This window comes from Mycetohabitans rhizoxinica HKI 454, from assembly GCF_000198775.1.
Lineage (GTDB): Bacteria > Pseudomonadota > Gammaproteobacteria > Burkholderiales > Burkholderiaceae > Mycetohabitans > Mycetohabitans rhizoxinica.
Genome location: NC_014722.1, coordinates 234250 through 246520 on the forward strand (window position 1 = coordinate 234250; position 12271 = coordinate 246520).

Annotated in this window: 10 protein-coding genes and 1 pseudogene; 9 read left to right on the plus strand and 2 right to left on the minus strand. The window is 64.1% G+C overall.

The genetic code is table 11. The features are described from left to right. Positions 1-50: 50 nt before the first annotated feature. Positions 51-305 (minus strand): hypothetical protein, encoded by a 255-nt coding sequence (locus RBRH_RS01015; protein ID WP_013434021.1) that lies wholly within the window; start codon positions 303-305, stop codon positions 51-53. A 244-nt stretch (positions 306-549) separates the two neighbouring features. Between RBRH_RS01015 and RBRH_RS01020 the strand changes: the two are divergent. From RBRH_RS01020 to RBRH_RS01060, 9 genes and pseudogenes are all read left to right on the plus strand, one after another. After that, positions 550-3295 (plus strand): annotated as a pseudogene (locus RBRH_RS01020) (ABC transporter transmembrane domain-containing protein). Beyond that, complete coding sequence (locus tag RBRH_RS01025; protein ID WP_013434024.1) at positions 3237-3764, plus strand: hypothetical protein; 528 nt, start codon at positions 3237-3239, stop codon at positions 3762-3764. Before RBRH_RS01020 ends, RBRH_RS01025 begins: the two are co-directional and overlap by 59 nt. Positions 3765-3990: 226 nt before the next feature. Further along, on the plus strand, positions 3991-4740 hold the full coding sequence (locus tag RBRH_RS01030) for an SDR family oxidoreductase (protein WP_013434025.1): 750 nt from the start codon (positions 3991-3993) through the stop codon (positions 4738-4740). Further along, entirely contained in the window at positions 4731-5348 is a 618-nt protein-coding gene (locus RBRH_RS01035; protein WP_013434026.1) for a D-glycero-alpha-D-manno-heptose-1,7-bisphosphate 7-phosphatase, read from the plus strand. Before RBRH_RS01030 ends, RBRH_RS01035 begins: the two co-directional genes overlap by 10 nt. Continuing rightward, positions 5345-6535, plus strand: a complete 1191-nt coding sequence (locus tag RBRH_RS01040; RefSeq protein ID WP_013434027.1) for a glycosyltransferase family 9 protein — start codon at positions 5345-5347, stop codon at positions 6533-6535. Before RBRH_RS01035 ends, RBRH_RS01040 begins: the two co-directional genes overlap by 4 nt. A gap of 2 nt (positions 6536-6537) precedes the next feature. Further along, positions 6538-8292 carry a carbamoyltransferase family protein gene (locus tag RBRH_RS01045; protein WP_041752968.1) on the plus strand — a complete coding sequence of 585 codons (1755 nt, stop codon included), beginning with the start codon at positions 6538-6540 and terminating at the stop codon, positions 8290-8292. Then, entirely contained in the window at positions 8289-9296 is a 1008-nt protein-coding gene (locus tag RBRH_RS01050; RefSeq protein ID WP_049786328.1) for a glycosyltransferase family 2 protein, read from the plus strand. Before RBRH_RS01045 ends, RBRH_RS01050 begins: the two co-directional genes overlap by 4 nt. Continuing rightward, positions 9293-10408: a glycosyltransferase family 9 protein gene (locus RBRH_RS01055; protein WP_041752969.1), complete on the plus strand. Its 1116-nt coding sequence runs from the start codon at positions 9293-9295 to the stop codon at positions 10406-10408. Before RBRH_RS01050 ends, RBRH_RS01055 begins: the two co-directional genes overlap by 4 nt. Next, positions 10398-11348: a glycosyltransferase gene (locus tag RBRH_RS01060; protein ID WP_041752970.1), complete on the plus strand. Its 951-nt coding sequence runs from the start codon at positions 10398-10400 to the stop codon at positions 11346-11348. The genes RBRH_RS01055 and RBRH_RS01060 overlap by 11 nt, the downstream gene beginning before the upstream one ends. A gap of 29 nt (positions 11349-11377) precedes the next feature. On the opposite strand, the gene RBRH_RS01065 is transcribed toward RBRH_RS01060, so the two are convergent. Continuing rightward, positions 11378-12265 (minus strand): glycosyltransferase family 2 protein, encoded by an 888-nt coding sequence (locus tag RBRH_RS01065; protein ID WP_041752972.1) that lies wholly within the window; start codon positions 12263-12265, stop codon positions 11378-11380. Positions 12266-12271 lie beyond the last annotated feature (6 nt).

Genomic DNA, 12271 nt, shown 5'->3' on the forward strand with positions numbered 1-12271 from the left:
TTAGTATTGGTCGCCCAGGCCAACGTCGCGGCGCCCGCGGCACGTCACTGCTATGATAGCTCATCGATCTCCTTGCATTCGCGCCGCACCTCGTTGCCTCGCCGCGCTCGTAACCGCTGCCGGGACAATACCGTGATGACTTGCTGCGTCGTCGCACCGGCCGGGATTTCATTGCGGATCGTATTGGGCACCATCGGTAGCCCAGCGCGCTGCCGGCGCAGGGCCTTGGCAATGGCCCGTCGGCACTGTTGGCCATGGCAATCCCATTCGTCGCGAAATTTTCCGCAGTAACGGCATTCATCCATATCAATAGTCTACCGCCAAACCGGCCGATGGAGATCGCGGCCCTCGTGCCGCCTCGTTTCGCTTCGGCACATGCCGCACAAATTGCAATAAGCTGCCTGTCATTACCGGGATGCCTGTAATTGACCCAGGCGCCTACGCTGCCGTTGCGCCACGGCACGCAGTCCTCAGCACATTGGCAGCCAAGCCGCCCGGCGGTACAGAACTTGCAATGGCGCCGTAACGCGCCAAACCGAACTGGCTTCCATGACTTCGTCCACATTTGCAAGCGCGGCCCGCAGCAGCGGGTTGCGCGCCCGGATCGCCACCGACCTATGGCATGCCATTTGGCGTCACAGGGGGCGGGTGCTGGGCGCCGTATCATTGCTGCTGCTAGCCAAGGCGGCTGCGGTGGCGGTCCCGCTGCTGCTCAAGGATATCGTCGATGCGCTGGGCAATGTCACGAGCCGGCCGGCCGCGATACCTATCTTGTTGCTGTTCGGCTATGCCGTGGTACGCTTCGCGTCGAATGCGTTGAGCGAGGTGCGCGACATGACGTTTGTGCAAGTCACGCAGCGCACTGTGGCCGACTATACCGCGCGCACGTTTGGTCACCTGCATCACCTGGGCGCGCGCTTTCACTCGCAGCGTGAGACCGGCTCGGTGGTACGCGACCTGGAGAAGGGTACTGCCGGCATCGGTTACCTGCTGGGGGTTGCGGTCTTTACGATCGTGCCGACGTTCATCGAAATCGCGTCGGTGCTCGCCATCGTGATCAGCAAGTATGGCGGCGGCTTCACGCTGATCATTTTCGCGACATTCGCCGTCTACGCGAGTTATACGGTGGTGTTCACGCAGCGCCGCATGCGGGTGCAGCGCCGCATGAACGCGTTGGAAGCCCAGGCCAATAGCCGTATCGTCGACAGCCTGCTGAACTACGACACGGTCAAGTACTTTGCGCGCGAGGATTTCGAGCGCAAGCGGCTCGACCAGGTGATGCAGCAATGGCAAGAGGCGGGTATCGAGAACCAATATGCGCTGTCCACGCTGCATATCGGGCAGAGCGCGTGTATCGGCGCGGGCATCGCGGCGGTGATGTTGCTGGCTGGCCAGCACGTGGTAAGCGGCGCGATGACGGTCGGCGATCTGGTGCTAATCAACGCTTACATCATCCAAGTCAGCCTGCCGCTGAACACGCTGGGCTTTGTGTTCCGCGAGGCCAATGACGCGTTGACCAACGTGGAGCGGTTGTTTGCGCTACTGGATGCGCGCGACAAGGCAGGCGAGGACGGTGATGCGGCGGCGGCGCAGCCGCTCGTAGTGCGCGGTGGCGAAATCCGCTTCGAGCATGTCGACTTCAGCTACGAGCCCAGTCGCAGGATCTTGTGGGATGTCTCGTTCCGGATTGAGCCGGGCCAGACGGTGGCCGTCGTGGGAGGCAGTGGCTCGGGCAAGTCGACGTTGGCCCGGTTGTTATTTCGCCTGTATCAGCCCGATGCGGGATCGATCACGATCGACGGGCAGGACCTGCGGCTAGTCACGCAGCGCAGTCTGCGGGCGGCCTTGGGCATCGTGCCGCAGGACACGATTCTATTCAACGATACGATCGCATACAACATCGGCTACGGTCGCGAAGACGCGACAAAGGCCGACATTATTGCCGCCGCGCGAGGCGCGCAATTGGACGAATTCATCGAGCGCCTGCCAGACGCCTACGACACGCGGGTCGGCGAGCGAGGCGTGCGCTTGTCCGGCGGCGAGCGCCAACGCGTGGCCATTGCACGCGCGCTGCTCAAACAACCGCCGATCGTGGTGTTCGACGAAGCGACGTCGGCGCTCGATACCCGTTCGGAGCGGGCGATTCAGCAGGAACTGATGCGCGTGGCCGAGCACCGCACGAGCCTGATCATCGCGCACCGGCTCTCGACCGTGGTCGATGCCGATCGCATTCTGGTCATGGAACACGGGCGACTGGTCGAGCAGGGGACCCACACCAGCCTGCTGGAGAAGGGCGGGGTCTATGCACAGATGTGGGCGCTGCAGGCGCAGCAGCGCGAGTTGGAGCGCACCGAACAGCGGTTTGCGCTTTTGCCGATCAACGTCGGCGCGTTGGTCGACAACGTGCTGGACGCGTTGCAGGAGGTCGCGGTACGCCATCAGGCGAGCCTGTTCAAGCGCATCACCGACGACAACCTGATCGTCACTGGCGACGCGGCGACGCTGCGGCGCTTTATCTGGCAGTTGTGCCGCACCGGCATTGAAGCGGGCGGGGCAGGCAGCCGCATCGAGGTGAGCGTGGCCCGCCACGACAACGATGCACGCGTGTCGATCTGCACGCCGGATCTCGAGACACCGGAGTTGTTCATGGTTGGATCTGGAGTCACTCCAGGCCGTGCTCGAGGAGCAGCGTGGGTATATCTTGCGCAGCCGCGACGATGCCGGATCCACGATCCACATCACGTTGCCGCTGCGGGCCATCGCGGAGTTGCCCACCGCTGACGGCCTCGCGCCGCAACCATTGCAAGCGCTCGACACCGCGCGACTGGACGGCGTACGCGTGGCCTGTGTGGATGATCACGAGGAGGCGCGCGACGCGCTGTCCGCGCTGCTCACCCGTGCCGGGGCCCAGGTCGTGGCGTTCGGATCCGGCCAGGCGCTGCTGGACTACCTCGGACACACGCGGCGCGACAGCTGGCCGGCCGTGATGGTCTGCGACATCGACCTGGGCGAGGAAAACGGATATTCGATGATGGCCCGCGTCAGGCGGCTCGAGGCGGCGCGCCCGGACGGCGCCGTGCATCGGATTGAGGCGATCGCGCTGTCCGGCTACTCAAGCGAGTATGAACGGGCGCGTGCCGTCGAGGCCGGTTTTCGCGGCTATCTGACCAAGCCGGTCAAGGCGGTCGATTTGATTGCCGCACTTAGGGCATTAACCACTCATTTAGGAGAGACTGATGAGCTTGACCACTCCCAGCACGCCAGAGAACCTATCCGCCCCGCGCCGCACCGGTAGTCTGTATGCCGACCGTAGTGCGGCCAGCGCCGCGATCGAGATGCTGCTGCCAACGCTGTCGGCGGCGCTGCACAACACAGTCGTCGGCCAAAGCGGGTGTTTGCATATCGTCGTGATGGATCCGGCGCTCGGTCCTGGCGACGCGAGCTTCGAGGACGCGATCCTGTACGAGCATTCGATGCCTGATCCGGCGCAGTGGGACGCCGACTACCGCGCATATGCGCGAGCCAAGGCGCGGCTGTCGTGGGAGCACGGCATGGACAGCCAGCTTGTCCAGTCCAGCCAGCCGCACCGCTTACGCCGCGGTGACACGAACCTGTGGGGCAGTGTGGCTCAACACGGCATCGTGGTGGGCGTCTCGGGGGCCCAACCGTGGTTTGACGAGGCGTTGGCTGGATGTGTCGCGCATTGCCTGCGCGCTATTGCGCGGCACCGCGCTGAAGCGGCGGCGGGCACGTTGGCGCTGTGACCCCCACCGCGGGCTCGCGCCACGCACCCCGTCGCACTGAACCCGGGCGTTTTTGCCAGGCCCGTTATAAAAATGGGTATCGGATCGGGGCAGCAGCCTGGCCGCAATGGCGGCTGCAAGAACTTGCTCGTCTGCGAGCACATCGGGTCGGAGCGGGCACGCCATTCGCTCAACAGGAGCCAGAACGTTTGTCTCGACAAACGTCTGACTTACTGAAGGAGCGAACGTGGCACAGACTGCAGACCTATCGAACCCGATTCTAACTGGCAAGACAGCGTTAATCACCGGAGGCGCCCGTGGCCTCGGTGCGGCGATATGCGACGAGTTGGCACGCGCCGGCATGAACATCGTCGTGGCCGATCTTCATGAGGAGCAGGCGCGTGAAACCGCGGCTGAGTTGGGCCGGCACGGCGTCAAAGTCGTATGGCAACGGATTGACGTCAGCGACGAGGCCTCGGTGCAACAGGCCATGCACACGATACACGAGTCGGTGGGCGAGCTCGATGTGGTCGTGAACAACGCGGCGATTGATGTGACGGCCGCGATCGAGGAAGTGGAGGTCGCCGCGTGGCAGCGCGTGCTGATGACGAACCTGTTCGGCCCCTATCTAATATGCCGGGCGGTCGTGCCGATGATGAAGGCCCGAGGCGACGGCCATATCGTCAACATCGCATCGACCGCTTCAAAACGCGCATGGCCGAACGCCTCCGCGTACCACGCGACGAAGTGGGGGCTGCTGGGCTTCTCGCATGCGCTGCATGCGGAGCTGCGTCCAGCCGGGGTCCGTGTGTCGTCCATTGTGGCTGGCGGCATGCGCACACCGTTCTTGCTGGACCGATTCCCCGATATCGACGTCGACACGCTGCAGCCACCCCAAAACGTGGCCGCGGCGGTACGGTTCGTGTTGACGCAGCCGCCCGGCACGGTGATCCCTGAAGTCATGGTGCTGCCAATGAAGGAAACGTCATGGCCGTAACAGGAGCCGGCCGCGGCGCGGTGCTGTTGGACAAGGACGGCACATTGCTAAAAAACGTGCCCTACAATGTCGACCCGGCGCGCATGGTGCTGGCGCCGGGCGCCGCACAAGCACTACGCCGGCTTGGTGCACTGGGCATGCCACTCGCGGTGGTGTCGAACCAGCCCGGTGTGGCGCTTGGCTGTTTTCCCGAGGTGGCGCTGTGCGCCGTACGTGAGCGGCTTTGTGCGCTGTTTCGCGAGCACGGTGCAGTGCTCGCCGGGTTCTTCTATTGCCCGCACCATCCGAAGGGGGCGGTGGCGCACTACGCGATCGAATGCGATTGCCGTAAGCCGCGATCGGCGTTGCTGACGCAGGCCCTCGCGTTTCTGGACGCCACGCCGCAGTACAGTTGGATGGTCGGGGACATCCTCGATGATATCGAAGCGGGTCGTGGCGCAGGTTGTCGCACGATCCTGGTCGATTGCGGCAACGAAACTGAATGGCGGCGCAGCCCGCAGCGTGAGCCGGACTTCGTGGTCGAGCGGCTCGACGCCGCGGCCCACATCATCGCCGCGCAGCGCAACGACACGCCCGCCGAGAGGATCGGACAGGAGGCGGCAATATGAGCACAGGCTGGAGCAACGCGCGACGCATCCTGTGTGTGCGGCTCGACAACATGGGTGACGTGCTGATGACCACGCCTGCGCTGCGCGCGCTCAAGGGTGATGACGGCCGTCGCCATCTGACGCTGCTCACCTCCAGCGTCGGCGCCGCGCTGGATGGGCACCTGCCGATGGTTGACCAGGTGTGGGGATACGATGCACCGTGGGTTAAGCACCCGAATGCGTCGCCGGACGCCGCGCCGGATTTAGCGATGATCGAGCGACTGGCAGCCGGCCGGTTTGATGCCGCAGTCATCTTCACGGTCTACAGCCAAAGCCCGTTGCCGGCCGCGATGATGTGCTGGCTGGCGGGGATTCCGCTGCGCCTGGCGCACTGCCGCGAGAATCCGTACCGCTTGTTGACTGACCGCGTTGCGGAAACCGAGCCGCATCAGCGCGTTCGCCATGAAGTGGTCCGACAACTCGAACTGGTCCGCTCGATCGGTGCAACGACAACTCATTGGCAAATGGAATTTGCCTACAGCGAACAAGACCGATGGTCATTGCAGCGTCGGCTGCAGGCCGTCCGGCACCAGCAAGGCGCGCCGTTCGCGCAGCCCGGTCACGGACACTGGTTGGTGGTTCACCCCGGGGCCAGCGCGCCGTCGCGACGCTGGCCTGCGGAGCGCTTCGGCGAAGTGGCTGCGCAACTCGCACCACAGTTCGACGCGGTTGCGGTGACCGGCAGCGCGGCGGAATCTGAGTTAGTCGACGCGGTATGCGCGCGTGCCGGTAAGCGCGCGGTGCCGCTGGCCGGCCAGTTGTCGCTGGGCGAGATGGGCGCGTTGGTCGGCACGGCGGATTTGTTGATTACCAACAACAGCGGGCCAGCGCATCTTGCCGCGGCCGTCGGCACGCCAGTCGTTGATCTCTATGCGTTGACCAACCCGCAACATACGCCATGGCGCGTGCCGCACCGCGTATTGTCCGTCGATGTTCCGTGCAAATACTGCTACCGCAGCGAGTGCAGCGAACCGGGACACCCATGCCTGACTGGCGTGGGGGTCGACGAGGTCGTCGCAGCTGCGCGCAGTTTGCTGGCCGGACACGATGCTGCCCAGGCTGAGCGCTGGGCCACATGTCGTTGGCAGCTGGGCAGCCCGTCCCCTGCCAACGTAATTCCAATCGCAACCGCGATAGCGAGAGCCTGACCATGCCAGACACCCGTACTCCACTTTATACCCTGGGGATCAATGCCGCATTCCACGACAGCGCCGCGTGCCTGGTGCGCGACGGCGTGGTGGTCGCCGCCGCCGAGGAGGAGCGTTTCACGCACATTAAGCATGGCAAGCGGCCGGTGCCGTTCTCAACGTGGGAATTGCCGTATCACGCGATCGACTACTGCCTGTCGGAAGCGGGTATCGTACTGCGCGACGTGCACCACGTCGCGTATTCCTATGACCCTTGGCTGCAAATCGATCGTGGGCAACAAGAGCCGGTGTTCACGTTGCCTTTGTCTCCGTCCGCTCATCGCAAGGCAAGCGGACACGTATCGCCTTGGGATCCGCTGTTCTTGTCTTACATCGTCAACGCGCCGAGGCAGCTGGCCGACGGAGTGCCACACCATTTGAGCAAGCGCTGGCGCGGCGTCACGCCAGACGGTCCCTTTGAATGGCATTTCGTTGAGCACCATTTGTCGCACGAGGCGAGTGCGTTCCTGGCTGCGCCGTTCCAGCGCTGCGCGGTGCTGACAATGGATGGCCGGGGCGAAAAAGCCACCACCAGCTACGGCGTGTTCGACGGACACCAGTATCGACGCATCAAACAGGTCAATCTGCCCAATTCATTGGGATTGCTTTACGAGCGAGTGACACGCTATCTCGGCTTCCTGCACTCGTCGGACGAGTACAAGGTGATGGCGCTCGCGTCGTTCGGCAAACCGGCCTACATGGACGCGATGCGCCGCCTCGTGCGCTATGTAGACAATGGCGACTACGAAGTCGAGAGTATTGACCTCGTCTCGCTGTTTGGGCCAGCGCGCGAGCGTGGCGGCCCGCTCGAGCAGCGGCACTATGACATTGCCCATTCGTTGCAGGCGATGCTGGAAGAAGTCGTGCTGCGTATGGTGGAGTGGCTCGCACACACCACAGGGGAGAAGCAGCTTGCGATGGCAGGCGGCGTGGCGCTCAATTGCGTCATGAACGCCAAGGTCCGGGACAGCGGGTACTTCGACGACGTATGGGTCCAGCCCGCCGCGGGCGATGCCGGCACGGCGTTAGGCGCCGCGCTGTGGACGGACTTCCAGCAGCGTGGCGTGCGCGACGGCAAAGCGATGGACCACGCGTACCTCGGTCCGGCGTACGACGAGGCGACCATCCAGGCCTTGCTGGATGAGGCGCAACTGCCCTACCGACGGCTGGACGACGTGGCGGCCGAGACCGCCGCGTTGCTAGCCAAGAATCGGATCATCGGGTGGTTCCAAGGACGCATGGAGTTTGGTCCGCGTGCGCTGGGCGCCCGCTCAATTCTGGCTTCGCCGATCGACCCCGGCATGCAGCAGCGCCTGAACCGCATCAAGGATCGAGAGGATTTCCGTCCGGTGGCGCCCGCCGTACTAGAGGAAAAAGCGCACGAATGGTTTACCGCACGCAAGCCAGGTCGGCTGCATGCCCCATTCATGCTGTTCGTGTGCGACGTGGCGCCCGGCCGGGAAGAGGCCATTCCGGCGGTACGCCACGTCGATGGCACGGCGCGGGTACAAACAGTGAACGCGGATCAAAACCCGCTCTACCACAGGCTGCTGACGGCGTTTAACCGGTTGACCGGTGTGCCGGTGCTGGTGAACACGTCGTTCAACACGCGCGGCAAGCCGGTCGTGTGCTCGCCACGTGACGCGCTAGAGTGCTTCTGGACCTCGCCGCTCGATGCGCTGGTGATCGGCCCATTTCTGTTGGAGAAACGCCGATGACCGACGCCCCGGACACGGCATCGCGGATCAGGGTGTCGGTGGTCGTGCCAACCTATCGACGTCCTGATCTGCTGTCACGGTGCTTGGACGCGCTGTGTGCACAGGTGTTCGATCCGAGCACCTTCGAAATACTTGTGGTCGATGACGACCGCGCGCGTCACAGCGCGAAAGACGTGGTTCACGCGTTCGCGCAACGCAGTGACGGCAGGCCACGCGTGCGCTATATTCCGGCCTGGCGCACCCGCGGCCCGGCGGGTGCGCGTAACGCGGGCTGGTGCAGCGCACAAGGCGCGATTATCGCGTTTACCGACGACGATACGATTGCGGACCCGATGTGGCTACGGCAAGGGTGTGATGCGTTGATGCGCGATCCGATGGCCTGCGCGGTTGCGGGACGCATCGAAGTGCCGCTTGGCGATGCGCCGACCGATTACGAGCGCGATGCCAGCGGCTTGGCGCATGCCGAATTCGCGACAGCAAACTGCTTCGTGCGCCGCGACGCGCTCGTGCAAGTGGGCGGATTCGACGAGCGCTTCACTCGCGCTTGGCGTGAGGACGCTGACCTGATGTTCATGCTGCGCGAGCAGGTCGGGCCCATTATCGACGCACCGCAGGCTCGGGTCCTGCATCCGATACGCCCAGCCCATTGGGGCGTAAGCATTGGCCAGCAGTCCAAAGTGTTCTTCGATGCGTTGCTCTATAAGAAGCATCGACGCGTGTACCGCCAGCATATCCGTCGGGTGCCACCCTGGCATTACTACATCGCCGTGGCGGCGTTGCTCTTGGCTGCGGTATTGCTTGGCACCGGGCAGCGTGTCGCGGGCAGCGTGGCGCTGGGTATCTGGGCGGCGGTGACCCTCTGGTTTTGCTGGCGGCGGTTGCGCGGCACCTCACGCGCGGCCTCCCATATTGCCGAAATGATCGTCACGTCAATGGCAATCCCGCCGGTATCGCTGTATTGGCGGCTGCGCGGCGCGCTTCACTTCAAGGTGCTTTTTCTATGACACCCGATACAGTGGAACCAGCCGGCGAGGCAAGGCGCGAGCCTGCCGGGCACGCGAGCATCGCGGTATTTCGCGCGTTGCAGCTGGGTGACATGTTGTGTGCGGTGCCCGCGCTGCGTGCGCTGCGGCGTGGCGAGCCCCATGCCAGGATCACGCTAATCGGCTTGCCGTGGGCGGAGCAATTCGCGCAGCGCTTTGCCGAGTACATCGATGACTTCCTGCCGTTTCCGGGTGCGCCCGGATTAGCTGAGCAGCCGGCCGATGCGGCGCGCCTTGCGGCGTTCTTCGAGCAATGCCGCGCCCGGCGTTTCGATCTGGCGATCCAGTTGCATGGTAGCGGCACGCATACCAACCGTATCGTCGCCCAGCTGGGCGCAGCCCAAACGGCCGGATTTATGCCGGCGCCCGGCGACGGGGCAGCGGGCGGCACGGCGCACCCGCTTGACAAGACGATCCCATGGCCCGAGTCGGTCCCTGAGATCATCCGCTATACGCGGCTGACGCAGGCACTAGGCTATGGCGATTGGGGCGAGCACTTGGCATTTCCGCTCACTCGGCTCGACCATGCAGCATGCCGCGCACTTTGCGAGCAGCACGAATTGCCGTCACAACAGTTCGCGGTCTTTCATCCCGGCGCACGGATGCCATCCCGGCGCTGGCCAGCACAGCGGTTTGCGTCGGTGGCCAACTGGCTGTCGCAACGCGGCATACGCATCGTCGTGACCGGTACGGCATCCGAGGCAACGCTCGCCGACGAACTGGCCCACCGGCTCGATGTGCCGTGTGTCAATTTGTGTGGGCGTACGTCACTCGGCGTAATGGCCGCCTTGATCGGGCGAAGCAAGGTGCTCGTATGCAATGACACCGGGGTGTCACATATTGCGGCGGCATTGCGCACGCCCAGTGTGGTGATCGCCTGCGGCAGCGATGTCGCCCGATGGGCGCCGCTGGATCGGGAACGCCATCATGTATTGGCTAACTATCCACCATGCAGGCCGTGCATGTTCGACGTCTGTCCGTACCAGCACGCATGCGCGACAGCGATCGACGTACGGGATGTTACGCATCAACTCGAGCAAATGTTCGAATCGGAGGCTTACAATGCCGCATAAACGTTTGCGGGTGCTTACTTGGCACGTTCACGGAAATTACCTCTATTATTTGTCGCAGACGCCGCACGACTTCTATGTCGTGACTAAGCCCGGCTCGCCGCCCGGCTATGGCGGCTGCGCAGGAAATCTGCCGTGGGGCCCCAATATGCACGAGGTGCCGTACGATCAGGTACACGCGGCTTCGTTCGACTGCGTGCTGTACCAGCACCATAAGCACTATGTCGAAGACCGGCAACACGCACTCAGCGAAGCACAGCGGCAATTGCCAGCACTTTTTGTCGAACACGACCCACCGCGCGAGCATCCGACCGATACATTGCATCCGGTTCAGGATCCAAATGTCCTGTTGGTGCACGTCACGCCGTTCAATGCGCTGATGTGGGACAACGGCGTGACCCCCACGCGCGTAATCGAGCACGGCGTGCTGCTGCCGGACGGCGTCGCATACCGCGGCACGCTGGCCAAGGGGGTGACGGTCGTCAATCATCTGCGCAAGCGCGGCCGGCGCCTGGGCGCAGATGTATTTGAGGCGGTACGCGAGGCAGTGCCATTGGATCTAGTCGGGATGGGGTCCACCGAACTGGGCGGCATCGGCGAAATCCCGAACTTAGCATTGCCTGGTTTCGTTGCGGATTATCGCTTCTTCTTCAACCCGATCCGCTATACGAGCCTGGGCTTGGCAGTGGTCGAGGCGATGATGCTTGGCTCGCCGATCATTGCGCTGGCAACCACTGAGATGGCGCAGGTCGTGCGCAGTGGCCACAACGGCGTAGCCGATACGCGGCCCGCCGTATTGGTCGACACCATGCACCACTTGCTCAAAGACCCGGTGCTGGCCCGCCAGTGGGGTGACGCCGCACGGCGCGATGCACAGGAGCGGTTCAACATTGCGCGCTTTACCGCTGACTGGGACCGCGCGCTGCGCGACGTCGCCACGTAAGGCCGCCGCGTGAGGCGGGCAAGCGGCCGCTATTCGCGGGCTGCGGCCGCCTCAACGCAGCGGCGCATCTGATCAACGTGCGGCGGGATTACGCGGCGCTCGCTAAATACCCATCTCAGCCCGCGCAGCGTCTGCCACCAGCCCGTCACGCCGCCGCCTTCCCGCCATACGCGCGGTGCCAATTGCAGCGTGCGCTGCAACGCGGCGCCGGCCGGAAGACGCAGCCAGGCGGCCCATACGGCGTTGCGCGCCAGCAGGCTGCGTCGCCGGCCCGCATCGCGCACCGGTGACGGATAGTGGCACACGGTCAATTGTGGAACGTACACGAGTGACCATCCGGCACTAGCCAAATCGAGTGCCAACACCGCTTCTTCACCGCCGATGAATAAGCGTGGATGGTAGCCGCCGGCCGCCAGAAACGCGTCGGTGCGAAAAGCGGTAGCTCCCGCAAGCAGGCCCAGGATCGGTGGACCGGGAAGGGCGCAAGGCGGCACGATCGGGCTGGTGCGCATCAGCTCGCACACCGGATCCTCACAACGCTGCGGACCCACCAGCACGCGCGCGGTCAAGGAAACGACTTGTGGATAAGCGTCCAGCAGATCGGCGGCCAGCGATAGCGAGCCGGGCTCCCACCATGTGTCATCGTCGCAAAAGGCAATGTAGCGGGTACGCGCGGCGGCCGCGCCGAGATTACGGCCAGCAGCGCCGAGATTGCCCGGCGCCTGGATCAGCGTGACATGCGCGAAGCGCTGCGCGACCCATTGCGCAGTGCCGTCACGCGAATCATTGTCCACTACGATAATCGGCACGCGCTCGGGTAGCGCAGTCAGGTGGGTCAACGTCCGGGCCAACTCGTCGCGGCGCCGGTACGTGAGCACGATTACCGTGATGCGGTTCTCGGGGTGCGGGCTGTCCATCGACGC

Excerpts from the sequence above, each read along its gene's own strand:
- RBRH_RS01015 (WP_013434021.1), bottom strand. The coding sequence starts at position 305 with ATGGATGAATGCCGTTACTGCGGAAAATTTCGCGACGAATGGGATTGC.
- RBRH_RS01025 (WP_013434024.1), top strand. The coding sequence starts at position 3,237 with ATGAGCTTGACCACTCCCAGCACGCCAGAGAACCTATCCGCCCCGCGC.
- RBRH_RS01035 (WP_013434026.1), top strand. The coding sequence starts at position 4,731 with ATGGCCGTAACAGGAGCCGGCCGCGGCGCGGTGCTGTTGGACAAGGAC.
- RBRH_RS01040 (WP_013434027.1), top strand. The coding sequence starts at position 5,345 with ATGAGCACAGGCTGGAGCAACGCGCGACGCATCCTGTGTGTGCGGCTC.
- RBRH_RS01045 (WP_041752968.1), top strand. The coding sequence starts at position 6,538 with ATGCCAGACACCCGTACTCCACTTTATACCCTGGGGATCAATGCCGCA.
- RBRH_RS01050 (WP_049786328.1), top strand. The coding sequence starts at position 8,289 with ATGACCGACGCCCCGGACACGGCATCGCGGATCAGGGTGTCGGTGGTC.
- RBRH_RS01055 (WP_041752969.1), top strand. The coding sequence starts at position 9,293 with ATGACACCCGATACAGTGGAACCAGCCGGCGAGGCAAGGCGCGAGCCT.
- RBRH_RS01060 (WP_041752970.1), top strand. The coding sequence starts at position 10,398 with ATGCCGCATAAACGTTTGCGGGTGCTTACTTGGCACGTTCACGGAAAT.
- RBRH_RS01065 (WP_041752972.1), bottom strand. The coding sequence starts at position 12,265 with ATGGACAGCCCGCACCCCGAGAACCGCATCACGGTAATCGTGCTCACG.